The sequence below is a fragment of the Kitasatospora acidiphila genome (assembly GCF_006636205.1).
In the GTDB taxonomy this organism is placed as follows: Bacteria; Actinomycetota; Actinomycetes; order Streptomycetales; family Streptomycetaceae; genus Kitasatospora; species Kitasatospora acidiphila.
Genome location: NZ_VIGB01000003.1, coordinates 2560348 through 2584729 on the forward strand (window position 1 = coordinate 2560348; position 24382 = coordinate 2584729).

Sequence of the window (24382 nt, forward strand, 5' to 3'; positions counted from 1 at the left end):
CCCGCTGACCCGCGTCAGCCCAGGGCCTTGGCCCTCCAGTAGCCGAACTGGCCGACCGGGTCGCCGTCCAGGGACCACGGCCAGGGCGTCACCGTGTCGCCGATCAGACGGAAGGCCTCAGTGCTCTCACGTACCCGGCCGGCTTGGACCAAGGCGAACACAAGCAGGTTGAGGTCGGCCAGGGCGGCCGCGTGCTGCAGCCGGCCGGGGTGCGGCCAGTCGGCCAGTGCGGTGCCCAAGGCGGTGGTGCCGCGGTTGTTCGACCACATGTTGCGGGCCAGCAGCGCCTCCACGCCGCCCTTGGCGGTGACCCGGGCGTGGTCCTCGACCAGCGCGGTCAGCTCGAGACCGGCCGCCGGTGCGGTCGCCGGCACCGCGGCCCGGACCGCGTGCACGAAGTCCGACTGGCTGCTGCGCGAGCCGCACTCCTCCGGCGAGAGGTAGTGCAGCATCTGCAGGTGGGCCTCCCGGTGCCAGGGGTCGCGGGAGGTCACCTCGTGCCACACCGGGAAGACTTCGCGCGTGTCGGCACGGGCCAGTCGCAGGATCCCGAGCAGCACCACCCAGGGAGTGGGGTCCTCCGGCGCGGCGTCCGCAGCGCGGTAGCAGTGGTCGGCGACGGCCTGCAGGTCGGCCATCTTCCCCTCGGCCCGGCCGCGGACCAACTCGACCCAGGCCTCGAAGATCAGCGCGTCGGCGCTGCGCGGGCGGCGCATCCGCCAGGAGCGGGCCAACGCCGAGGGCGCAGCCGCGTCGGCGAGCACGGCGAACCGGTGCGCACGGCGGTCCCAGTCGTCCCCGGCCTCCTTGAGCAGCCGTTCGACGTGGTCGACCAGGATCTCGTCCTGCCCGGGGAGACCGGGGGAATTCACCTGCCGCCGTACTCGACCGAGTTTGACGTCGTCGAGTTCCGGCAGCAGCCGCGGACCGGAAGCACGAAATCTTCGAAGGATCGACACGCGCCGCAGCCTAGGACCAGGAAAAGCTCTCAGACAGCCCTCGGAAGGGAATCGTTATTCGCTGCGGAACTACCGTCTCGTATGGTGAGCTGCGGGTTACTCCGGAGCACCGGGAGCGGCCCGGTGGTCCGCGTTCAGGCTCACCCCGCCGTGAACGGCCGGGCCGGCCACGGTGCGTCGGCCGGGCGCAGGGCGCCCAGGCCGCCGCCGCTCAGCGCCGTCTGCAGGGCGAGGGTGCCGGTGACCAGGGTGGGGTTGTGGAGTTCGCCGGCCAGCACCAGGCTCACCAACTCGGTCAGCGGCACCCGGGCGGTCTCGATCTCCAGCTCCTCACCGTGGGCGTCGAACTTCTCGCCCTCGGCCTCGGACAGCCCGGTGGCCAGGAAGATCCGCAGCGCCTCGTCGCTGCCGCCCGGCGAGGTGTAGATGTCGACGAGCACCCGCCAGTCGCCCGCCTTGCAGTACGCCTCCTCGAACAGCTCGCGCTGGGCGGCGTGCAGCGGGTTCTCCCCCGGCACGTCGAGCAGCCCGGCGGGCAGCTCCCAGAGCCGCTGGCGCACCGGGTGCCGGTACTGCCGCACCAGCAGCACCCGCTGCTGCTCGTCCAGGGCCAGCACGGCGACCGAGCCGGGGTGGGTCTGGTAGTCCCGGCGGGCGTAGGAGCCGTCGGGCATCCGCACCTCGTCGCTGCGCACCCCGGTGATCTTCCCCTGGAACGGCTGCGCACTGGACCGGACCGCGAATTCCTCCGCCATGTCCTTGATCATGCCGACACTCCCCTTCTCGTCAGTACGACATAATCTAACGCCGAACGGCGGCTCCCCGGCCAACCGGGAAACCGCCGTCCGATGAACCGACGCTCCTACTACTCGTCGGTCTTGATCTTGATGGCCGCGGCCACCAGACCCGCGAAGAGCGGGTGCGGGCGGGTCGGGCGGGACTTCAGCTCCGGGTGCGCCTGGGTGGCGACCAGGTAGGGGTGCACCTCGCGCGGGTACTCGACGTACTCCACCAGGTCACCCTTCGGCGACAGGCCCGAGAACTGCAGACCGGTCTTCTCCAGGTCGGCCCGGTAGGCGTTGTTGACCTCGTAGCGGTGGCGGTGCCGCTCGTCGACGTACTGCTCGCCGCCGTAGACCTCGCGGACGATCGAGCCCTCGGCCAGCTTGGCCGGGTAGAGGCCCAGGCGCATGGTGCCGCCCAGGTCGCCCTTGCCGTCGACGATCGCCAGCTGCTCGGCCATGGTCGAGATCACCGGGTGCTTGGCGGCCGGGTCGAACTCGGTGGAGTTGGCCTCCGGCAGCCCGGCCAGGTTGCGGGCCGCCTCGATGACCACGCACTGCAGACCCAGGCAGAGGCCGAGCAGCGGGATCTTGTTCTCGCGGGCGTAGGTGATCGCGCCGACCTTGCCGTTCACACCGCGGTCACCGAAGCCGCCCGGGATGCAGATCGCGTCCACGTCGCCGAGCTGCTCGCGGGCGCCCTCGGGGGTCTCGCACTCGTCCGAGGTGACCCACTTGATCTCGACCCGGGCGTTGTTGGCGAAGCCGCCGGCCCGCAGCGCCTCGGTCACCGAGAGGTAGGCGTCCGGCAGGTCGATGTACTTGCCGACCAGCGCCACCTTGACGATGTGCTGGGGCTCGTGGACCCGGCGCAGCAGGTCGTCCCAGGTGGTCCAGTCCACATCGCGGAACGGCAGGTCGAGCCGGCGCACCACGTAGGCGTCCAGGCCCTCGCCGTGCAGGACCTTGGGGATGTCGTAGATCGACTTGGCGTCGATGGCCGCGACCACGGCCTCCTCGTCCACGTCGCACATCAGCGAGATCTTGCGCTTGATCGCCTGCGGCACCTCGCGGTCGGCGCGCAGCACGATGGCGTCCGGCTGGATGCCGATGTTGCGCAGCGCGGCCACCGAGTGCTGGGTGGGCTTGGTCTTCAGCTCGCCGGACGGGCCGATGTAGGGCAGCAGCGAGACGTGCACGAAGAAGACGTTGTCCCGGCCGACCTCGTGGCGCACCTGGCGCACGGCCTCCAGGAACGGCAGCGACTCGATGTCGCCGACGGTGCCGCCGACCTCGGTGATCACCACGTCGACGTCCTCGGTCGCCATCCGGCGGATCCGGGACTTGATCTCGTTGGTGATGTGGGGGATCACCTGCACGGTGTCGCCCAGGTACTCGCCGCGCCGCTCCTTGGCGATCACGGTGGAGTAGACCTGGCCGGTGGTCACGTTGGCCGAGCCGTGCAGGTTGGTGTCGAGGAACCGCTCGTAGTGGCCGATGTCCAGGTCGGTCTCGGCGCCGTCGTCGGTGACGAACACCTCGCCGTGCTGGAACGGGTTCATGGTGCCCGGGTCCACGTTCAGGTACGGGTCGAGCTTCTGCATCGTCACCCGCAGGCCGCGGGCCTTGAGCAGGGCACCGAGGCTGGAGGCGGTGAGCCCCTTGCCGAGCGAGGAGGCGACACCCCCGGTGACGAAGAGGTGCTTGGTCGTCACGGCGCGGCCGCTGGCCGTCTTGCCGGAATGGGGCTGTGCCAAGAGGGGGCTCCCGTGGGTCGCATGTCGAAGCTGACGCTGGTGGAGACGGACGCCTTGGACTGATCCTCCGGGTGAATCCGGGGTCGTCAGTCAGCGGGTCCGGGGCGGTTGATCCCACCAGTCCACGGGGTACCAGGGTATCAGCGCGGTGGACGTCGCGCGGTCGCACGCCTCTGCGCTGGTCCGCCCGGGTGATCCCCGGCCGCCGCGGGAGCCAGTCGGGTCACTGCGCGGTGGCCCGGAATGATCACCGCCGGATGCCCCGTTCAACCGCCACTCTCACCCGACCGGGCTACTTTCGCCGACTCGTCCTGTGCAGACGGCTGTACCTGATCGTTTCCGGGTGCTGAGGCCCGTTCCGCCGTCGTATCCTGCACGGACGCATCGCCGACAGCAGAGCACGCCGAGGACGAGGGCCTGGACGAGGCCTTCCGTTCCCGCTGCGCGACCGGACTCCCTTGCTCCACCCGTTCCCCAGCAGCGCCCAGGCCCCGGAGCCCGATCGGCTCCGAGCGGCCCGCCCCCGCCGAGCCGCCACCAGCGGACAGGAGGGGGCGCCCGCCCGGGCCGCGCCCTCCCGGCGCCGCAGGAGCCGCTCTCGCCCCGGTCGGCGACCGCCGAGCACTACCGCGAACTGGAGATTCACGTGGCCGGCCGTATCGAGGACTACGCACTTATCGGGGACATGCAGACCGCCGCCCTGGTCAGCAGAGACGGCGCCGTGGACTGGCTCTGCCTCCCGCGGTTCGACTCCCCCGCCGTCTTCGCCGGTCTACTGGGCACCGATGAACACGGGTTCTGGCGGATCGGCCCCGCGGAGGCCGCGCCGGCCGCCCCGGTGACCAACAGCGCCCCGGCGCCGCGCGCGCCGTTCACCGATTCGAGTGAGCTGCGGACGGTCCCGAGCAGCGCCGCGGCCCCCGCGGTGCCCGCCGACCGCCGCCGCTACCGGGGCGACTCGCTGATCCTGGAGCAGGAGTGGGACACGCCGAAGGGCAGTGTCCGGGTGATCGACTTCATGCCACCGCGCCACCTGGCGGACCAAAAGCCGGTGCCGCAGATGATCCGCGTGGTGGAGGGGCTCAGCGGCACGGTGCGGATGCGCTCCGCGCTGCGGATGCGGTTCAGCTACGGCAAGGTCGTGCCCTGGGTCCACCGGGTCGAGCAGCCCGGCGGCGCGCACCGCACGGTCGCCGTGGCCGGCCCGGACTCGGTCTGGCTGGACGGCGCGTCCGAGACCTACGGGCGCAACCTGACCACCTACGCCGACTTCACCGTCACCGCCGGCGAGCGGATCACCTTCGCGCTCACCTGGCAGGCCTCCCACCTGCCGCCGCCGGAGGTCCCCGACGCCGAGGCCTCGCTGGCGCTCACCGAGGAGTTCTGGTCCGACTGGGTCTCCCAGTGCACCTACCAGGGCCCCTACCGGGACGCCGTGGTCCGCTCGCTGATCACCCTGAAGGGGCTCACCTACGGCCCCACCGGCGGCATCGTGGCGGCCCCCACCACCTCGCTGCCCGAAGACATCGGCGGCGAGCGGAACTGGGACTACCGCTACACCTGGCTGCGGGACGCGGCGATCACCCTCTCCTCGCTGCTGCGCACCGGCTACCGCGACGAGGCCAGGGCCTGGCGCGAGTGGCTGCTGCGCGCGGTCGCCGGCGACCCCGAGAACCTGCAGATCATGTACTCGATCACCGGCGAGCGGGAGCTCACCGAGACCCACCTCGACTGGCTGCCGGGCTACGAGAACTCGGCCCCGGTCCGGGTCGGCAACGGCGCCGCCGGCCAGCTCCAGCTGGACGTCTACGGCGAGGTGGTGGAGGCCCTCTACCTGGGCCAGATGATCGGCCTGTCCCGCAGCGACCACGCCCACCTGCTGCAACTGCGCCTGATCAGCTACCTGGAGGAGCACTGGAAGGCCCCGGACGAGGGGATCTGGGAGGTCCGCGGGCCGCGCCGGCACTTCGTCCACTCCAAGGTGATGGCCTGGGTGGCGGTGGACCGCACCATCAAGCTGATCGAGCAGAGCGAGGCCGATGGCCCGCTGGAGCGCTGGCGGGCGCTGCGCGACGAGATCCACGCGGACGTCTGCGAGAAGGGCTACGACCCGGAGCGCAACACCTTCACCCAGTACTACGGCGGCACCGAGCTGGACGCCTCGCTGCTGCTCATCCCGCAGGTCGGGTTCCTGCCGCCGGACGACAAGCGGGTGATCGGCACCATCGAGGCGATCCAGCGCGAACTGTCCACCCCGGACGGCTTCGTGCTGCGCTACCCCACCCATGACGAGACGGGCGCCAACGTCGACGGGCTGTCGGGGCACGAGGGCGCGTTCCTGGCCTGCTCGTTCTGGCTGGCCGACGACCTGGCGATGATCGGGCGGGTCGGCGAGGCCCGGGAGCTGTTCGACAAGCTGCTGGCGCTGCGCAACGACCTCGGGCTGCTCGCCGAGGAGTGGGACCCGGTGTCCAAGCGCCAGGTGGGGAACTTCCCGCAGGCGTTCAGCCATGTGCCGCTGATCGACACGGCGCTGCGGCTGACCGCGTGCGGCGCCGCCTACCTGGCCCCGCAGACCCAGCCCGCCGGCCGGCCGGTGAGCCAGCCGGTCTGAGCGCCGTCGAGGTCCCGGCTCGCGACCGCCGGCCGGGACCGTCAGCCGCGCTGCACCAGCTCGTCGTAGGTGCTGAGCACCTGCGCCACGGTGGCGGCCTCGTCGGGCCAGGTCGCGGCCTGCGCCGGCCCGGCGGCGGCCAGCGCCGCGCGGCGGTCCGGGTCGGCGAGCAGCTCCCGGACGGCGGTGCCGAGCGCGGCCGGGTCGCCGCCGGGCACCAGCACCGCCGCGTCCCCCACCAGCTCCGGGATCCCGCCGACCGCGGTGGCCACCAGCGGCACCCCGGCGCGCAGCGCCTCCTGGGCGACCGCCGAACGGGCCTCCCAACGGCTGCTGATCACCACGGCGTCGGCTGCCGTCAGCAGCTCCGGCACATCGGTGCGGTGGCCGAGCAGCCGCACCGGCAACTGCTCGGCGGCGATCCGCTCGCGCAGTTCCAGGGCCTGCGGCCCGTCCCCGGCGAGCAGCACCAGCGGGGTCGGCCCGGCGCCGCCGACCAGCCCGCGGGAGGCCTCCAGCAGCTGGCCGAACCCCTTGTGCGGCACCAGCCGACCGATCGCCAGCACCAGCGGCCGGTCCGGCTCGTTCGGGCCGAGCAGCATCGCCCGGGCCGCCGCGCGGTCCAAGGTGCCGGGCGCCAGCGGCGGTGCGGCCACCGGGCCGAGCCGGGCGTCGGTGGCGCCCAGCTCGCGGGCCCGGGCCACCAGGTCGGAGGAGGCGCCCAGCACCAGGTCGGCGGCCCGCGCCACCCGGCGCTCCATCAGCCGCTGCAGGCGCCGCTCCAGGCCGGTGGCGAGCAGCGCGTGATGCGACGTCACCACCAGCGGGGTCTCCGGACGCAGCCCGGGCAGCCGGCCGGCGGTGCGCAGCGCCAGGTCGGAGAGCAGCCCGGCGCGCAGCCCGTGGGCGTGCACCAGGTCGGCGCTGGTGAAGGCGCGGCGCAGCTCGCCGATCGCGGTGGCGTCGCTGCGCCAGTCGGAGGTCGCGGTGATCTCCACCGGCTGGAAGACCGCGCCGGTGCGGGAGAACGCGAACAGCGCGTCGGAGTCCGCCGGGGCGCACAGCGTCACCTTCACCCCGTGCGCCACCAGCCCCTGGGCCAGTGACCGCACATGGGCGCCGATCCCGCCGCTGCCGGCGGACAGCACCAGCACCACATGCAGCTGGCCGCTGGAAGGGCCGGCCGCGCTGCCCCGGGCGGAGGAATGCTCCACGTCGTCTCGCTCCGACTCGCTAGGGAACTCGCCACTGGAGTGGCCCACTACTGGGGAGAACGATAAACGGTTGTTAACCCTCCCTGGGCGAACGCGCGGTGGCGAGCAACTCCTCGGCATGCGCACGACCCAGCTCGGAATCCTCCAGGCCGGCCAGCATCCGGGAGAGTTCGCGCACCCGCTCCTCGTCGGTCAGGGTCTTGACGCCGCTTCGGGTGACGGTGCCGTCGTTGGTCTTCTCCACCACCAGGTGCCGGTCGGCGAAAGCCGCCACCTGCGGCAGGTGGGTGACCACCACGACCTGGGCGCTGCGGGCCAGCTTGGCCAGGCGGCGGCCGATCTCCACCGCGGCCTTGCCGCCGACGCCCTGGTCGACCTCGTCGAAGAGATAGGTCGGCACCGGGTCGGCACCAGCGAAGACCACCTCGACGGCGAGCATCACCCGGGACAGCTCACCGCCGGACGCGCCCTTGGCGATCGGGCGCGGCGACGCGCCCGGGTGCGGGGCCAGCAGCACCTCGACCTCGTCCACGCCGTGCGGGCCGTAGGCGACGGCGCGGCCGTCAAGCTCCAGACCGTCCGGGTCGTCCAATCGAGTGAGGTCGAAGGTCACCCGGGCGTGCGGCATGGCGAGCTCGGTCAGCTCGGCGGAGACCGCGTCCGCGAACCGGCCGGCCGCGCCCTGGCGGGCCGCGGAGACCTCGGCGGCCAGGGCGGCCAATTCGGTGCGCAGCAGGGTCTGCTCGGCCTGGAGCTCCTCGATCCGGTCGTCGTCGCCGTCGAGTTCGGCCAGCCGCAGCGCGCCCTGCTCGGCCCAGGCGACCACCTCGGCGGTCCCTCCCTCGGGCGAACCGTACTTGCGGATCAGCTGGGCGAGCACCGCCCGGCGCTCCTCGACGGCGGCCAGCCGGGCCGGGTCGGCGTCCAGGTCGTCCGCGTAGATCGCGAGGTCGCCGGCCACGTCGGCGAACAGGTAGCCGACCTCGGCCAGCCGGTCGGCCAGGGCGGCGAGGCGCTCGTCGTGCCCGCGCACCGCGTCCAGCGCGCGGCGGGCCTGGCCGAGCAGGGTGCCGGCGTCCACCAGGTCGGGGTCGGCCGGGTTGCCGGCCAGCGCGGCGTGCGCCAGCTCGGCGGCCGAGGAGAGCGCGTCGGCGTGGCCGAGCCGCTCGGCCTCGGCCGCCAGCTCGACCTCCTCGCCGGCCACCGGCTCGGCGGCGGCGATCTCCTCCAGGCCGAACCGCAGCAGATCGGCCTCCTGGACCCGCTCCCGGGCCTGGGTGGTCAGCTCGGCCAGGGTCTCGGTGACCTCGCGCAGCCGCCGGTAGCCGGTCCGGTAGCGGGCCAGCGGCTCGGCCAGCGCCTGACCGGCGTAGCGGTCCAGGGCGCCGCGCTGGCGGGCCGGGCGGAGCAGCCGCTGCTGGTCGCTCTGGCCGTGCACCGCGATCAGCTCCTCGCCGAGCTCGGCGAGCAGGCCGACCGGCACCGAGCGGCCGCCGACGTGCGCCCGGGAGCGGCCCTCGGCGGAGACGGTGCGGCTGATCAGCAGGGCGCCGTCGTCCAGCTCGGCGCCGGCGTCCAGCGCCCGGGCGGCGGCCGGGGAGCCGGCGGGCAGGTCGAGCCGGCCCTCCACCACGGCGCGCTCGGCGCCGCCGCGGACCAGGGCCGGGTCGGCACGGCCGCCCAGCAGCAGGCCGAGGCTGGTCACCACCATGGTCTTGCCCGCGCCGGTCTCACCGGTCACGACGGTCAAGCCGGGGGCCAGCTCCACCACCGCGTCGTCGATGACGCCCAGATCCCGTATCCGCATCTCGTCCAACACGGAGACGACCTTACGAGACCTCGCCCCCGGAGCGCGACGAAGGACGACCTACGGCCGTGAAGTTCATTCGTTCCGGGCGCTCGGCATCGGTGCGGGTGCTCGAAGGTGTGAACACCGCGAGGAAGTACTGTGTCAGCGGCCCGATCGCGAGCGCGTAGGCGATCGTCCCCACCCCGGCGTCACCGCCCAGCAGCACCCCGGTGAGCAGCACGGTCAGCTCGACCCCGGTGCGCAGCAGGCGCAGCGAGCGCCCGGTGCGCCGGTGCAGGCCCGTCATCAGCCCGTCGCGCGGGCCGGGGCCGAGCCGGGCGCCGATGTACATCCCGCCGGCCAGGCCGTTCAGCACGATGCCGCCGACCAGCAGTGCGAACCGGGACGGCAGGTCGTGCGGGGCGGGCAGCACCGCGTCGGTGGCGTCCATCGCCACCCCGAGCACCAGCACGTTGGCGACCGTGCCGACGCCAGGGCGCTGGCGCAGCGGTATCCAGAGCAGCAGCACCACGACACCCACCAGCAGCACCACGGTGCCGATGGACAGCCCCAGGTGGGCGGCCGCGCCCTGGTGGAAGACGCCCCACGGGGACTGGCCCAGTGAGGAACGGAACGCCATCGCCATGCTGACCCCGTAGAGCACCAGCCCGGCCATCAGTTGGGTCAGCCGCCGACCGAGGCCGGCGGTGTCACGGGGCAGCACGAGGATCGCCATCTCAACTCCTTGGATCTAGCCGTGGTACAGGCCGCTCTGCCATGATGAGAAGTCCACCTGGGCTTACGACAGAGCCAATTCGAGCGAAGTGGACTGCTCGGCATGAGTGAATGGCCTCGGCATGACTGAATGGCACAGCACCGTCACCCCGCCCGCGCTCGCCCGCCTGCTGCGCACCGCCCAGGCGCCGGCCGGTCCGGGCCACCCCGTCTACCGGGCGCTGGCCCGCCAGGTGCAGCTGCTGCTCACCGACGGCCGGCTGCCGGTCGGCACCCGGATGCCCGCCGAACGCGAACTCGCCGCCGCCCTCGCGGTCAGCCGCACCACCATCGCCGCCGCCTACGACGCCCTGCGCGAGACCGGCTACCTGCACAGCCGGCGCGGCTCCGGCAGCTGGACGGCGCTCCCCGAGGGCAGCCGCCCACCGGTGGACGCGCTCTTCCCGGTGCCGCCCGAGGGCGCGGGCCAGGTGATCGACCTCGGCGCCGCCACCCCGCCGGCCCCGCAGCCGCTGTTCACCGAGGCCACCGCCCGAGCCGTCGAGCAGCTCCCCGCCTACGCCCAGGGCCACGGCCACTACCCCACCGGGATCCCGGCGCTGCGCGAGGCGGTGGCCGACCGGTTCACCCAGCGCGGCCTGCCCACCACCCCCGACCAGATCCTCATCACCAGCGGCGCGATGAGCGCCCTGGTGCTGGTCTTCGGCGCCCTGCTGCGCCCCGGCGAACGGGTCGCGGTGGAGACCCCCAGCTACGCCCATGTGCTGCAGGCGCTGCGCAACACCGGCGCCCGGCTGGTTCCCGTGCCGCAGCGGCGCGACGACCCGTGCGGCATGCCGCGCTGGGACCTCACCGAATGGCGCCAGGTGATGCGCGGGGCCGCTCCGCGGCTCGCCTATGTGATCCCCGACTTCCACAACCCGACCGGCGCCCTGATCGACGAGCAGCAGCGCCGCGACCTGCTCGCCGCCGCCCGATCCGCCGGCACCCTGGTGGTGGTCGACGAGACCATGGCCGAACTCGCCTGGCGGGACCCGGCGCTGCAACTACCGCGCCCGACGGCCGGGCTGGACCGGGCGGCCCAGCTGATCACCGTCGGCTCGGCGAGCAAGCTGGCCTGGGGCGGGCTGCGGGTCGGCTGGGTCCGGGCGGCGCCCGCGCTGATCCGCCAACTCGCCGCCGAGCGGCTGCACCACGACCACGGCACCGCCGTGCTGGAGCAGTTGATCTGCGCCCACCTGCTCGGCGAACGGCTGCCCGCGCTGCGCGAGCTGCGCCTCGGCCAGCTGCGGGCCGGTGCCGAGGCGCTGCTGCCGGCGCTGCGCGAGCGGCTGCCGCAGTGGCGGTTCGCCGAGCCGGCCGGCGGGATCACGCTCTGGGTCGACACCGGCGGGCTGTCCGGCACCGCCATCGCCAGGGCCGGCGAGCGCACCGGGGTACGGGTCGCGCCCGGGGCGCTGTTCGGGCTGGACGGCGCCTTCGAGGGCTTCGTCCGGCTGCCGCTGACCGTGCCGCCGGCCGCCGCGGCCCAGACCGTCGAACGGCTCGCCGCCACCGCCGAACTGGCCGCCCGGGAGGACGGCCGCGGCTGGGCCGGCACCCTCGGCACGGCCGCCGCGCTGGCAGTCTGAGGCAGCCCGGGGCCGGTACGTGAGCCAGCCCGACGGGTGGTGCTGGCGCGTGGGGCAGCCCGACGGGCGCCAACCCGGCAATGGCTGCCCGACCGACTGCCGGGTGCGTCAGTGGCCGCCCGAGCGCCCCCGCCAACCGGTCACCGGCAGCGCGAACTTGGCCACCAACCGGTCGGTGAACGGCGCCCGGTGCAGCCGGGCCAGCCGCACCGGCACCTGCCCGCGCCGGACCTCCACCCGGGCCCCGGCGGGCAGTTCGAAGGAGCGCCGCCCGTCGCACCAGAGCACCCCGTGCGGGGTCTTCGGCTGCACCTCGACCGCCAGCACCGACCTCGGCGAGGTGACCAGCGGGCGGGCGAACAACGCGTGCGCGCTGATCGGCACCATCAGCAGCGCCTCCACCTCGGGCCAGACCACCGGGCCGCCGCCGGAGAAGGCGTAGGCGGTGGAGCCGGTGGGAGTGGACAGCACCACGCCGTCGCAGCCGAAGTTGGAGACCGGGCGGCCGTCCACCTCGGTGACCACCTCCAGCATCCGCTCCCGGGACGCCTTCTCCACCGAGGCCTCGTTGAGCGCCCAATCCTGGTGCATCACATCGCCGTTGGTCCGCACCAGGACGTCCAGCGTCATCCGCTCCTCGACCTCGTAGGTGCGGTCCACCACCCGCTCGACCACCACGGCCAGGTCGTCGCGCTCCGCCTCGGCCAGGAAGCCCACCCGGCCCAGGTTCATCCCGAGCATCGGCAGCCCGGAGTCCCGGGCCAGCTCGGCACCGCGCAGCAGGGTGCCGTCCCCGCCGGCCACCAGGATCAACTCGCAGCCGTCCGCCGCGCCATGGCCGGCCGGCACCGTCTGCACGCCCTCGGGCAGATCGAGGTCGACCGCCTCGGCCTCCAGCAACCTGATCTTCAGGCCTGCCTTCAGCAGACCCTGGACCAGCTGCTCGACGCTGCGCAGTGCCGTCTCCCGGCCGGTGTGCGCGATCAGGAAGACCGTACGTTCCTCGCTCAAGTGCCCTCTCCCTACGTCCACCCGATCTCCCGTAGCCCTGCGGCAGCCTATCCAGGGCCCTCCCGCTAGCGGGGACCCTCGGCCACCGCCCGGTCCGCCTCGGCCGGATCGAGCTGCGCGGCATCACGGCGCATCCACAGGAAGTACTCGACATTACCCGACGGACCCGGCAGCGGGCTGGCCGTTACCGCACGAACTCCCCAGCCCAACTCCCAGGCCTGACCGGCGACCTGACGGACCATCTCAGCGCGCAGCTGCGGGCTGCGGACCACGCCGCCGCTACCCAGGCGCTCCTTGCCGATCTCGAACTGCGGCTTCACCATCAGCACCAGGTCGGCGTCCGGGGCCGCGCAGCCCGACAGCGCGGGCAGCACCAGGCCCAGCGAGATGAACGACAGGTCGCCGACCACCAGGTCGACCGGCTCGCCGCCGATCAGCTCCGGAGTCAGCTCCCGCACATTGGTGCGGTCCATCACGACCACCCGGTCATCGCTCTGCAGCGACCAGGCGAGCTGGCCGTAGCCGACGTCGACCGCCAGCACCCGGGCCGCCCCGGCGCGCAGCAAAACATCGGTGAAGCCGCCGGTGGAGGCGCCCGCGTCCAGCGCCCGGCGGCCCTCGACCACCAGGCCCTGCGGGATGAACGCCGTGAACGCGCCGGCCAGCTTGTGGCCGCCCCGGGAGACGTAGTCCGGGTCGTTCTCGTCCTTGGCGACGACCACGGCGGCGGCGGTCTCCACCTGGGTGGCCGACTTGGTCGCCACCGTGCCGCCGACCGTCACCCGGCCGGCGGCGATCAGCTCGCTGGCGTGCTCACGCGAACGGGCCAGATTGCGGCGGACCAGTTCGGCGTCGAGTCGGCGTCGTGCCACTGCCACGGGTGGTTCAGCTCCTAGCGTGTTCGTCCAGCGAGGTGAGGATCGTGTTGAGCCTCTGCTGGACATTTTCGTACACGGCGGGGTGCTCCACCGTCGGCACCCCGTCCAGCCGGGACAGGCCGGCCAGCTCGGCGTCCACCTCGTCGTGGCCGGTGGGGAGCAGCTCGACGCCGAGCGGCTGCGGCTCGGGGGTGTGGAACAGGGGCTCGGCGGGCTCCGCGGGCTCGGCGGAGGTGGTGGCGGGCTGCTGGTCAGACATCGGTCTCCCCGGCCTCCGGGCGCTTCGGGGCGGCCTTCCTGGGCGCGCTCTTCCTGGTCGGGGCCTTCTTCGCGGCGGTCTTCTCGGCGGCGGTGCTCTTGGCGGCGGCCGTCTTCTTGGCGGTCGCGGTGGTCTGCTCGGTCGCCGTCTTCTTGGCCGCGGTCTTCTTGGCTGCGGTCTTCTTCGCCGCGGTCTTCTTGGCGGTCGCGGTGGTCTTCTTCGCGGCGGTCTTCTTGGCCGTGGCCTTCTGCGCGGTCGCGGTGGCCTTCTTCGCCGTGGTCGCCTTCTTGGCCACCGTCTTCTCAGCCGCGGCCTGCTTCGCCGCCGCCTTCTTCGCCGGTGCCGTCCGCTCGGGCGTCTCGGTTGCCTCCGCCGCCCCGGCCTCCGCCGCCTCGGCGACCGGCGTCACCGGCGTGACCGGCGCCCCCTGGGCGTGCAGCGGCTCCGGGTCCCGCTCGACGCCGCCGGCCTCCCGTTCCTGCTCCGGCGCCCAGTCGTCCGCGAACAGCCCGTCCGCCCGTCCCGCACCGCCGGCCGTCCCCCACGCCGGCGACGAGGCGGCCGGCGGCTCGCCGCCGTCCTCCAGGCCGCGCAGCTTGCCCTCCAGGTACTCCAGGACCACGCCGACCTTCACCACCTGGTCCCCGAGCCGGCCGACCCGTTCCACGGCCTTCTCGGCCTCCGTCCGGGCGACGCCGATCGCCAGGTCGATGCCGCCTCGGGAGACCGTGACCACCTCGTGGGCCAGCGTGGTCACCGTCCGCTCGGCGGCCACCACGTCGACGCCGGCTCGATCCAGCAGCTCGGCGGCCGTCCCCACCACCCGCTTGCCGGCCTCCTCCGCCAGACCGGCGGCCAACTCCACGTACTGCCGAAGCCCCTGCCGCATCTCCTGCTGCCTCCTCCGCACCGTCGTCGGTCCTGACGCTACCGCCTGATCCCGGTGCCGCGCGGCAGCAAGCGGCGGCCGACGCCGGGTACCGTGGCCGAACAGCCGCCACCGGACCCCTGCGAGGAGCGCGAGACCATGGCCGACGTCGAGGAGTGCCGCGTGGCGCTGGAGCAGTTCAGCCGCAACCTGGCCACCGCCGACGGCAAGGTGCGCAGCGCCGCGGCCGTGGACCGCTCGCTCAGCTGCCGGCTCACCGACCTGGAGCTGACCTTCACCGGCATCCTGCGGGACGGCCGGATCCAGGACGTCACCCAGGCCCTTGGCACGCCCGACCGCCCGGCGGCGATCCGGCTCACCATGACCAGCGACGACCTGGTCGCCCTGGTCAACGGGCAGCTGAACTTCGCCAAGGCCTGGGCGTCCGGCCGGGTCAAGCTGGAGGCCGGCCTGCGCGACCTGCTGAGGCTGCGCACCCTGCTCTGAGCCGCTGGGCCCGACAACTCAGCGGCTCAGCGACTCAGCGCAGCAGGCCCGCTCAGAAACCCAGCTCAGCCAGCGCCTTTCGCCCGTCCACCGGCTCCCCGTCGCGGTCCAGCGCCGCCCAGGCCGCCGCGCAGAGCGCCCGCAGGCCGTCGAACCGGTCGCCCGCGCTGCTCGCGCCGTCGAGCCGCAGCTCACCGTCCAGCACGCCGGCCCGGACGCCCCGGCAGGCGAAGCCACCGTCCGGCAGCGCCGTCACCTCGGGGTGCGGCTCCAGCAGGCCGCGCAGGTCGGCGGCCAGGTAGGTGGGCCGGTGCGGCAGCGGCGCGGTGAGCAGCTGGGCCGGGGTGGTCACCCCGGTGAAGACCAGCAGGCTGTCCACCCCGCCGTTGTGGGCGCCCTCGATGTCGGTGTCCAGCCGGTCGCCGACCACCAGCGGCCGCTTGGCGCCGGTGCGCAGCACCGTCTCCCGGTGCATCGGCGGCAGCGGCTTGCCCGCCACCTCCGGCTCCACCCCGGTGGCGACCCGGACCGCCGCCACCAGCGTGCCGTTCCCCGGCGCGATGCCGCGCGCGGTCGGGACCGTCATGTCCAGGTTGGACGCCACCCAGGGCAGCCCGGCGGCCACCGCGTAGGAGGCCTCCGCCAGCCGCGCCCAGCCCACCGACGGGTCGAAGCCCTGCACCACCGCCGCCGGGCCGTCGGCCAGCGACTCGACGGCCACCAGACCGCGCTCGGCCAGCGCCTCGACCAGCCCGGCACCGCCGATCACCAGCACCTTCGACCCGGCCGGCACCTTCTCGGCGACCAGCCGGGCGGCGGCCTGCGCCGAGTTGATCACGTCGGCGGGCTCGGCCGGCACCCCGAGGGAGGTCAGGTGCTCCGCCACCACCCGCGGCGGGCGCGATGCGTTGTTGGTCACATAGGCGAGCCGCATGCCGCCGGACCGGGCCGCGTCCAGCGCCTCCACCGCGTGGTCGATCGCGGCCGCCCCGGCGTAGACCACGCCGTCCAGGTCGAGCAGCGCGGTGTCGTACGCCATGGCCAGCGGCTGATCGCTGTGACCGGGTATCTGGGCGGTCGTCATGCCTGTTCATCCTCGTCGGTCGACTTCGGCTGGTCTGGCTGGTTTGGCTGGTCTGGCTGGGGCGGGACGTAGCCGGGGGCACCGGGCTGCAGCGGCCCGAAGGCGCCGGCCCGGGCCGCCAGGGTCGCCCGGGAGTGCCGCAGCGCCTTGCGGTAGTGCTCGTCCTGCGGCCGCATCGCCACCGCCAGCGCCAGGTGCTCCACGGAGGTCTCGAAGTCGCCGAGCCGGGCGGCCGCGATGCCCCAGCCGAACTGAGCGTAGTCGTCCGACGGATCGGCCTGCGCCACCGCCCGGAAGTTGTCCGCCGCCTCGGCGTACCGGCCGCCGTCGAACTGGGCTCTGGCCAGCGTCTCCCGGATGCTCTTGGAGTCCGGCTCGGCGGTCGCGGCCCGCGCCAGCAACTGCTCGGCCGCCGCCGGATGGCCCTCGGCGAGCAGCCGCTGGCCCCGCCGGAACCACTCGTAGACGTCCCCCAGCGGCCGCCCGCTGTCGGCCACCGGCCCCTCGCCCGCCCCGCCGGCGGCCTGCCCTTGCCCACCACTCATGCTCGGCCTCGCTCCGATCGACGGATTCTTCCCCAAGATCTGGGAACAACCTGGTTCCCGGATACCCTTCCCAGATTGACCATCTCCACCGCATGGCGGAGGGGACGACTCAAGCACGGACATTCACCGGCGCCGCGGCGATCCCGCGACGGCGGGCCAACTGAATCTCCGCCGGCATCGCCGGAGACCCTCGGGAGAGAACTGATGAGTGCACCCAGTGCAGGGCACGAGGCGACGGCCTCCGCCGGCGGCCCCGGCGACCCCGGGCATGTCGCCACTGCGGGGCTGTCCCTGTCACCGTTCCGCGGGCTGCGTTATGTCCGAGAGCGTGTCGGCAGCCTCTCGGCAGTCACCTCCCCGCCCTACGACGTGGTGGATCCGCACCGCCGGCTGAGCCTGGAGACCGCCGATCCACATAACGTAGTCCGGCTCATCCTGCCGCGCCCCGAACCGGACGACACCGGGGAGCGCCCGGACCGCGACACCCGCTACCGGCACGCCGCCCGGCTCCTCGACTCCTGGCTGCGCGACGGCGTGCTCGCCCCCGACCCGACCCCCGCGCTCTACGTCTACGAGCAGCACACCGCCGCCGACAGCCCCAGCGGCGACCAACTGCAGCGCGGCCTGATCGGCGCGCTCGCGGTCAGCGGCAGCGAGGCCGGTGTGGTGCTGCCGCACGAGGACGTGATGCCGCGCCCGGTCGCCGACCGGGTCGGCCTGATGCGCACCACCCGCGCCAACCTGGAGCCGCTGCTGCTCACCTACCGCGGCAAGGGCGGCGCGGCGGCCGTGATCGAGCGCACGGTGACCGGTGAGCCGCTGCTCACCACCACCACCTCGGACGGCACCCGGCACCGGCTCTGGGCCGTCACCGACCCCGCCGAACTGGCCGAGGTCGGCCGTGACCTGGCCACCTGCCGGGCACTGATCGCCGACGGGCACCACCGCTGGGAGATGTACCTGCGGCTGCAGCGCGAGCACCGCCACCTGCCGTTCAGCCCCTGGGACCGCGGCATGGTGCTGCTGGTGGACACCGCCCGCTACCCGCTGCGGGTGCGCGCCATCCACCGGGTGCTCTACCGGCTGCCGATCGAGGAGGCGCTGGCCGCGCTCAAGCCGGAGCAGGACGGTTGGCGGCTGCAACGGCTCGACGGCCCGCTCAGCGCCGCCCTGGACGCCCTGGCCCGGGCCAAGGAGTCGGGCCAGAACGCGTTCGTACTGACCGGCGGCACCGGCGAATACCACCTGCTCACCGGGCCCGACGAGGCCCTGCTGGCGGCCTCGGTCCGCCGGGACCGGCCCGAGGAGTGGCGCCACCTCGATGCCACGGTGCTGCACGCGACGCTGCTGGAGCACGTCTGGCGGGTGCCCGACAGCGCCGAGGAGATCGGCTACCTGCACACCGCGGTGGCCGCCGAGCGCGAGGCCGCCCAGTCCGGCGGCACCGCGGTGCTGCTGCACCCGGTGGCGGAGCGGGTGGTCCGCCGGCTCGCCGAGCAGGGCGTCACCATGCCCCGCAAGTCCACCTCGTTCGGCCCCAAGCCGGCCACCGGGCTGGTGCTGCGCAGCCTCGAACTGGGCTGACGCAGAAGGGGGTGCGGTCCCAACCCGGCCGATCACTCGGCGGGTTGGGACCACACCCCCTTCAGTGGTGCGTCTTCAGCGGTGCGTTTTCAGTGCGTTCCGCGGTGCGGGATGTCAGTCCCGGTCGTCCTCGTCACGACGGGCGGCGCGGTCGCGCTCGATCTGGTCGGCCTCCTCGGCGGAAGCGTCCTCCAGCTCCAGGTCGTCCTCGTCGTAGTACTCCTCGACGTCCTCGTCCTCCTCGAAGATGACCTTGTCCTGGCCCTCGTCGGTGCGAGTGTCCCGGGAGCCGCGGCCGGCCGCCGGACGCTCGGCAGGCGCCTCGGCCTCCTCGGCCTCGGGGTCCAGAGCGTCCACGAACTCCAGGCCGTCGATCTCGGCGAGCCGCTCGGAGGCGTTGGTGTTGCCCTCCGGGTCCGCCTCGGCAGCCTTGGCGAACCACTCGCGCGCCTCGTCGCCACGGTCGGCGGCGATCAGCGCCTCCGCGTAGGCGTACCGCAGGCGGGCCGTCCACGGGTGCACGGCGTTCGAGGCCAGCTCCGGGCTCTGCAGGGTCACCACGGCGGCGTCGAACTGGCCCATGTCGGCGCGGGCACCGGCCGCGACCAGTCGCATCTCGACCTGGCCGGCCTTGTCCAGCTGCTTCACCTCGGGCTCACCGGCCATCGCCAGCGCCTTCTCCGGGCGGCCGAGGCCGCGCTCGCAGTCGGCCATCACCGGCCACAGGTCGGCACGCCCGGTCATCCGGCGGGACGCACGGAACTCGGTCAGCGCCTCCGAGTAGCGCTGCGTCATGTACGAGGCGAACCCGGCCGCCTCCCGCACCGACGGCACGCGCGAGGCCAGGCGGAGCGCGACCCGCGAGTACTTGTAGGCCTCCTCCGGCTCGTTGTCGAGCAGGCGGGCCACCATGACCAGGTTGCGGGCCACGTCGTCGGCCAGCGTCTTCGGCAGGCTCCTCAGCTCCTGGTGCACATCGGCGTCCAGCTCGCTGCCGGTGACGTCCTCCGGGATCGGGAGGCGGTGCACCGGCTCCTGGGTACCGCGCCGGTCCTCGTAGCCACCGCGCTCACGGTCGCCACCGCGCCGGCCCTCGAACGAGCGCCCACCACGGTCGCGGTCGCCGTACGGCCGACCACCGCGCTCGCCGCCACGCTCGCCACCGGGCCGACCCTCACGGCGGAACCCGCCGCGGTCGCCACCACGGTCACGGTCGCCGTACGACGGACGGTCGTCGCGGCGGAAGCCGCCGCGGTCGCCGCCACGGTCACGGTCGCCGTGCGAGGGGCGGTCATCCCGGCGGAACCCGCCACGGTCGCCACCGCGCTCGCGGTCGCCGTAGGACGGACGCTCCTCGCGACGGTAACCGCCACGGTCACCGGACGGACGGTCGTCACGACGGAACCCGCCACGGTCGCCACCACGGTCACGGTCACCGTACGACGGACGCTCCTCACGGCGGAACCCGCCGCGGTCGCCACCACGGTCACGGTCACCGTGCGAGGGACGGTCATCGCGACGGAACCCGCCACGGTCGCCACCGCGCTCGCGGTCGCCGTAGGACGGACGCTCCTCCCGACGGTAACCGCCACGGTCACCGGACGGACGGTCATCGCGACGGAAGCCACCGCGGTCGCCACCACGGTCACGGTCACCGTGCGACGGACGGTCGTCACGACGGAAGCCGCCACGGTCACCCGACGGACGGTCGTCACGACGGAAGTTACCGCGGTCGCCACCACGGTCACGGTCGCCGTAGGACGGGCGCTCCTCGCGACGGTAACCGCCACGGTCTCCGGTGGGACGGTCATCGCGACGGAAGTTACCGCGGTCGCCACCACGGTCACGGTCACCGTACGAGGGACGGTCGTCACGACGGAACCCACCGCGGTCGCCACCACGGTCACGGTCACCGTACGAGGGACGGTCGTCACGACGGAAGCCGCCACGGTCACCGGACGGACGGTCGTCGCGGCGGAAGTTGCCGCGGTCGCCACCACGGTCGCCACCGCGGTCGCGGTCGCCGTAGGACGGACGGTCATCGCGACGGTAACCGCCACGGTCACCCGACGGACGGTCGTCACGACGGAAGCTACCGCGGTCGCCACCACGGTCACGGTCACCGTACGAGGGGCGGTCGTCGCGGCGGTAACCGCCACGGTCGCCGGAGGGGCGGTCGTCACGACGGTCACGGTCGTCGCGGCGGTGACCACCGTCGCGGTCGTCCCGACGCGGACCACGGTCATTCGACCAGCCGCTACGGGAGCGCGGCTCGTAGCCTCGGCCTTCGCCAGAGCGGCGCTCGGGGCGGTCCTGGGGCGGGTTCGACATCGCGGTGACTCCTTCTACATCATCAGCTTCGCCGCGATTCGGTTCGCCGAAACGCCGCACGCGGCTTGGGTGCCGGGCCGCCGGCCAGGCACCACTTTCATTGTCAAGCATCAGCTCCGGCCTCGCGCCTGGAGTGGCGGGCGGAGCGTTTGAGCATCGGTGTTCGGAAAAACAAATAGGCCGTGGCCCCAGCTCATCGCTGGGGCCACGGCCTATGAAGAATTGTTCGGCGGCGTCCTACTCTCCCACAGGGTCCCCCCTGCAGTACCATCGGCGCTGTAAGGCTTAGCTTCCGGGTTCGGAATGTAACCGGGCGTTTCCCTCACGCTATGACCACCGAAACCCTATCGGGTATTCAGCGAACACACTTTTCAGTTGATAAGTGTTTTGCTTCTGTTTTGGCGGAGCCGAACAAATCGACTCAGTGTTCGCCGGCGATAGCTGTTCGCTACCCGGGAACCACACAGTGAACGCGAGCGTCTGAGGACAAGCCCTCGGCCTATTAGTACCGGTCAGCTCCACCCCTCACAGGGCTTCCACATCCGGCCTATCAACCCAGTCGTCTACTGGGAGCCTTACCCTCTCAAGGAGGTGGGAGTGCTCATCTCGAAGCAGGCTTCCCGCTTAGATGCTTTCAGCGGTTATCCCTCCCGAACGTAGCCAACCAGCCATGCCCTTGGCAGAACAACTGGCACACCAGAGGTTCGTCCGTCCCGGTCCTCTCGTACTAGGGACAGCCCTTCTCAACACTCCTACGCGCACAGCGGATAGGGACCGAACTGTCTCACGACGTTCTAAACCCAGCTCGCGTACCGCTTTAATGGGCGAACAGCCCAACCCTTGGGACCTACTCCAGCCCCAGGATGCGACGAGCCGACATCGAGGTGCCAAACCATCCCGTCGATATGGACTCTTGGGGAAGATCAGCCTGTTATCCCCGGGGTACCTTTTATCCGTTGAGCGACGGCGCTTCCACAAGCCACCGCCGGATCACTAGTCCCTGCTTTCGCACCTGCTCGACCCGTCGGTCTCACAGTCAAGCTCCCTTGTGCACTTACACTCAACACCTGATTGCCAACCAGGCTGAGGGAACCTTTGGGCGCCTCCGTTACCCTTTAGGAGGCAACCGCCCCAGTTAAACTACCCACCAGACACTGTCCCTGATCCGGATCACGGACCCAGGTTAGACATCCAGCACGACCAGAGTGGTATTTCAACGGCGACTCCACAACAACTGGCGTTGCTGCTTCACAGTCTCCCACCTATCCTACACAAGCCGAACCGAACACCAATATCAAGCTATAGTAAAGGTCCCGGGGTCTTTCCGTCCTGCTGCGCGAAACGAGCATCTTTACTCGTAATGCAATTTCACCGGGCCTATGGTTGAGACAGTCGAGAAGTCGTTACGCCATTCGTGCAGGTCGGAACTTACCCGACAAGGAATTTCGCTACCTTAGGATGGTTATAGTTACCACCGCCGTTTACTGGCGCTTAAGTTCTCAGCTTCGCCCCGACGAATCAGAGCTAACCGGTCCCCTTAACGTTCCAGCACCGGGCAGGCGTCAGTCCGTATACATCGCCTTACGGCTTCGCACGGACCTGTGTTTTTAGTAAACAGTCGCTTCTCGCTGGTCTCTGCGGCCACCCCCAGCTCAGGCAGCACGTGCCATCACCAGGAGGGGCCCCCTTCTCCCGAAGTTACGGGGGCATTTTGCCGAGTTCCTTAACCATAGTTCACCCGAACGCCTCGGTATTCTCTACCTGACCACCTGAGTCGGTTTGGGGTACGGGCCGCCATGAAACTCGCTAGAGGCTTTTCTCGACAGCATAGGATCATCCACTTCACCACAATCGGCTCGGCATCAGGTCTCAGACTATATGTGAGGCGGATTTGCCTACCCCACGTCCTACACCCTTACCCCGGGACAACCACCGCCCGGGCTGGACTACCTTCCTGCGTCACCCCATCGCTCAGCTACTACAGACTTGGGTCACCGGCTCCACCACTCCCCTTTGTCCGAAGACTCCGGGGCGGCTTCACGGGCTTAGCATCACCTGGTTCGCCGTTGGCGCTTCAAAGCGGGTACGGGAATATCAACCCGTTGTCCATCGACTACGCCTGTCGGCCTCGCCTTAGGTCCCGACTTACCCTGGGCAGATCAGCTTGACCCAGGAACCCTTGGTCAATCGGCGCAAGAGTTTCCCACTCTTGTATCGCTACTCATGCCTGCATTCTCACTCGTATACCGTCCACGACTCGATTCCTCGGCCGCTTCACCCGGCACACGACGCTCCCCTACCCATCCACAGCGCCGTTGGGCGTATTCTGTGAATGACACGACTTCGGTGGTGTACTTGAGCCCCGCTACATTGTCGGCGCGGAATCACTTGACCAGTGAGCTATTACGCACTCTTTCAAGGGTGGCTGCTTCTAAGCCAACCTCCTGGTTGTCTCTGCGACTCCACATCCTTTCCCACTTAGCACACGCTTAGGGACCTTAGTCGGTGTTCTGGGCTGTTTCCCTCTCGACCATGGAGCTTATCCCCCACAGTCTCACTGCCGCGCTCTCACTTACCGGCATTCGGAGTTTGGCTAAGGTCAGTAACCCGGTGAGGCCCATCGCCTATCCAGTGCTCTACCTCCGGCAAGAAACACGCGACGCTGCACCTAAATGCATTTCGGGGAGAACCAGCTATCACGGAGTTTGATTGGCCTTTCACCCCTAACCACAGGTCATCCCCCAGGTTTTCAACCCTGGTGGGTTCGGTCCTCCACACGGTCTTACCCGCGCTTCAACCTGCCCATGGCTAGATCACTCCGCTTCGGGTCTTGGGCATGCAACTCAGACGCCCTATTCGGACTCGCTTTCGCTACGGCTACCCCACACGGGTTAACCTCGCTACACACCGCAAACTCGCAGGCTCATTCTTCAAAAGGCACGCAGTCACGGCCACCCAAAGGGTGACGACGCTCCCACGGCTTGTAGGCACACGGTTTCAGGTACTATTTCACTCCGCTCCCGCGGTACTTTTCACCATTCCCTCACGGTACTATCCGCTATCGGTCACCAGGGAATATTTAGGCTTAGCGGGTGGTCCCGCCAGATTCACACGGGATTTCTCGGGCCCCGTGCTACTTGGGTGTTCTTCAAGCGAGCCGTACAGATTTCGTCTACGGGGGTCTTACCCTCTACGCCGGACCTTTCGCATGTCCTTCGACTACCCATACGGTTTCTGACTCGCCGACCGGCCGGCAGACCGATCAAGAAAAATCCCACGACCCCTCAAGCGCAACCCCTGCCGGGTCTCACACGCTCAAGGTTTAGCCTCATCCGGTTTCGCTCGCCACTACTCCCGGAATCACGGTTGTTTTCTCTTCCTGCGGGTACTGAGATGTTTCACTTCCCCGCGTTCCCTCCACATACCCTATGTGTTCAGGTATGGGTGACAGCCCATGACGACTGCCGGGTTTCCCCATTCGGACACCCCCGGATCAAAGCTCGGTTGACAGCTCCCCGGGGCCTATCGCGGCCTCCCACGTCCTTCATCGGTTCCTGGTGCCAAGGCATCCACCGTGCGCCCTTAAAAACTTGGCCACAGATGCTCGCGTCCACTGTGCAGTTCTCAAACAACGACCAGACACCCACACTCAACACCCGCAACAGGGCATCTCGCATGAGACCGGCTCACCGAGGTTCCAGCCTTACGGCCGTTCCCTCAGGACCCAACAACGTGCCCGACACACCCGATCACTTGAACCCGTTCCACGCCGAAGCAGTACTAGGAGACAACCAACCCTGTGCGCCGAATAGTCAACGTTCCACCCATGAGCAA

17 protein-coding genes, 2 rRNA genes and 1 pseudogene are annotated in these 24382 nt (G+C 71.1%); 4 read left to right on the plus strand and 16 right to left on the minus strand.

The features are described from left to right. Positions 1-14: 14 nt before the first annotated feature. The 3 genes from E6W39_RS12250 to E6W39_RS12260 form a co-directional block, all read right to left on the minus strand. Positions 15-959, minus strand: a complete 945-nt coding sequence (locus E6W39_RS12250; protein ID WP_141633576.1) for a hypothetical protein — start codon at positions 957-959, stop codon at positions 15-17. Positions 960-1099: 140 nt separating this feature from the next. After that, on the minus strand, positions 1100-1726 hold the full coding sequence (locus E6W39_RS12255; protein WP_141633577.1) for an NUDIX domain-containing protein: 627 nt from the start codon (positions 1724-1726) through the stop codon (positions 1100-1102). 98 nt (positions 1727-1824) lie between these two features. Then, a complete protein-coding gene (locus E6W39_RS12260) occupies positions 1825-3498 on the minus strand; it encodes a CTP synthase (RefSeq protein ID WP_407658383.1) in 1674 nt (557 codons plus the stop codon). A gap of 685 nt (positions 3499-4183) precedes the next feature. Between E6W39_RS12260 and E6W39_RS12265 the strand changes: the two genes are divergently transcribed. Continuing rightward, positions 4184-6112: a glycoside hydrolase family 15 protein gene (locus E6W39_RS12265; RefSeq protein WP_141637693.1), complete on the plus strand. Its 1929-nt coding sequence runs from the start codon at positions 4184-4186 to the stop codon at positions 6110-6112. Between the two features lie 41 nt (positions 6113-6153). Here the strand turns inward: E6W39_RS12265 and E6W39_RS12270 are convergent, their stop codons facing one another. The 3 genes from E6W39_RS12270 to yczE all read right to left on the minus strand — a co-directional run bounded on the left by E6W39_RS12270 (position 6154) and on the right by yczE (position 9851). Further along, a complete protein-coding gene (locus tag E6W39_RS12270) occupies positions 6154-7326 on the minus strand; it encodes a glycosyltransferase family 4 protein (protein WP_141633578.1) in 1173 nt (390 codons plus the stop codon). Between the two features lie 73 nt (positions 7327-7399). Further along, on the minus strand, positions 7400-9133 hold the full coding sequence (gene recN, locus E6W39_RS12275) for a DNA repair protein RecN (protein WP_141637694.1): 1734 nt from the start codon (positions 9131-9133) through the stop codon (positions 7400-7402). A gap of 22 nt (positions 9134-9155) precedes the next feature. Next, positions 9156-9851 (minus strand): membrane protein YczE, encoded by a 696-nt coding sequence (gene yczE, locus E6W39_RS12280; protein WP_181799232.1) that lies wholly within the window; start codon positions 9849-9851, stop codon positions 9156-9158. A gap of 121 nt (positions 9852-9972) precedes the next feature. On the opposite strand from yczE, the gene yczR reads away from it, so the two are divergent. After that, positions 9973-11481, plus strand: coding sequence for a MocR-like transcription factor YczR (yczR, locus tag E6W39_RS12285; protein ID WP_141633579.1), 1509 nt, complete (start codon positions 9973-9975; stop codon positions 11479-11481). A 108-nt stretch (positions 11482-11589) separates the two neighbouring features. Here yczR and E6W39_RS12290 read toward each other — a convergent pair whose 3' ends face one another. From E6W39_RS12290 to E6W39_RS12305, 4 genes are all read right to left on the minus strand, one after another. Further along, a complete protein-coding gene (locus E6W39_RS12290) occupies positions 11590-12492 on the minus strand; it encodes an NAD kinase (protein ID WP_181799233.1) in 903 nt (300 codons plus the stop codon). Between the two features lie 65 nt (positions 12493-12557). Next, positions 12558-13364: a TlyA family RNA methyltransferase gene (locus tag E6W39_RS12295; RefSeq protein ID WP_228718654.1), complete on the minus strand. Its 807-nt coding sequence runs from the start codon at positions 13362-13364 to the stop codon at positions 12558-12560. 13 nt (positions 13365-13377) lie between these two features. Further along, positions 13378-13629 carry a hypothetical protein gene (locus tag E6W39_RS12300; protein ID WP_141633582.1) on the minus strand — a complete coding sequence of 84 codons (252 nt, stop codon included), beginning with the start codon at positions 13627-13629 and terminating at the stop codon, positions 13378-13380. Next, the gene (locus tag E6W39_RS12305) at positions 13622-14518 is read right to left on the minus strand and encodes a histone H1-like repetitive region-containing protein (protein WP_141633583.1); all 897 of its coding nucleotides are present in this window, start codon (positions 14516-14518) and stop codon (positions 13622-13624) included. The genes E6W39_RS12300 and E6W39_RS12305 overlap by 8 nt, the downstream gene beginning before the upstream one ends. 138 nt (positions 14519-14656) lie before the next feature. On the opposite strand from E6W39_RS12305, the gene E6W39_RS12310 reads away from it, so the two are divergent. Continuing rightward, complete coding sequence (locus E6W39_RS12310) at positions 14657-15004, plus strand: SCP2 sterol-binding domain-containing protein (RefSeq protein ID WP_101382926.1); 348 nt, start codon at positions 14657-14659, stop codon at positions 15002-15004. A 52-nt stretch (positions 15005-15056) separates the two neighbouring features. Here the strand turns inward: E6W39_RS12310 and E6W39_RS12315 are convergent, their stop codons facing one another. Together E6W39_RS12315 and E6W39_RS12320 are read right to left on the minus strand one after the other, a co-directional pair. After that, positions 15057-16088, minus strand: coding sequence for an HAD-IIA family hydrolase (locus E6W39_RS12315; RefSeq protein ID WP_141633584.1), 1032 nt, complete (start codon positions 16086-16088; stop codon positions 15057-15059). Further along, the gene (locus E6W39_RS12320; RefSeq protein WP_141633585.1) at positions 16085-16633 is read right to left on the minus strand and encodes a tetratricopeptide repeat protein; all 549 of its coding nucleotides are present in this window, start codon (positions 16631-16633) and stop codon (positions 16085-16087) included. The genes E6W39_RS12315 and E6W39_RS12320 overlap by 4 nt, the downstream gene beginning before the upstream one ends. Positions 16634-16837: 204 nt before the next feature. Between E6W39_RS12320 and E6W39_RS12325 the strand changes: the two genes are divergently transcribed. Further along, positions 16838-18217 carry a DUF1015 family protein gene (locus E6W39_RS12325; protein WP_141633586.1) on the plus strand — a complete coding sequence of 460 codons (1380 nt, stop codon included), beginning with the start codon at positions 16838-16840 and terminating at the stop codon, positions 18215-18217. Between the two features lie 114 nt (positions 18218-18331). Here the strand turns inward: E6W39_RS12325 and E6W39_RS40375 are convergent, their stop codons facing one another. The 4 genes and pseudogenes from E6W39_RS40375 to E6W39_RS12345 all read right to left on the minus strand — a co-directional run bounded on the left by E6W39_RS40375 (position 18332) and on the right by E6W39_RS12345 (position 24144). Continuing rightward, positions 18332-19246, minus strand: coding sequence for a tetratricopeptide repeat protein (locus E6W39_RS40375; RefSeq protein WP_228718655.1), 915 nt, complete (start codon positions 19244-19246; stop codon positions 18332-18334). Positions 19247-19720: 474 nt separating this feature from the next. Next, positions 19721-20449, minus strand: a pseudogene (locus E6W39_RS44125) (tetratricopeptide repeat protein); the annotation flags it as partial. Positions 20450-20772: 323 nt separating this feature from the next. After that, positions 20773-20889: ribosomal RNA gene (gene rrf / locus E6W39_RS12340) — 5S ribosomal RNA — on the minus strand. Positions 20890-21030: 141 nt separating this feature from the next. Next, a 23S ribosomal RNA gene (locus E6W39_RS12345) occupies positions 21031-24144 on the minus strand. Between the last annotated feature and the right edge of the window lie 238 nt (positions 24145-24382).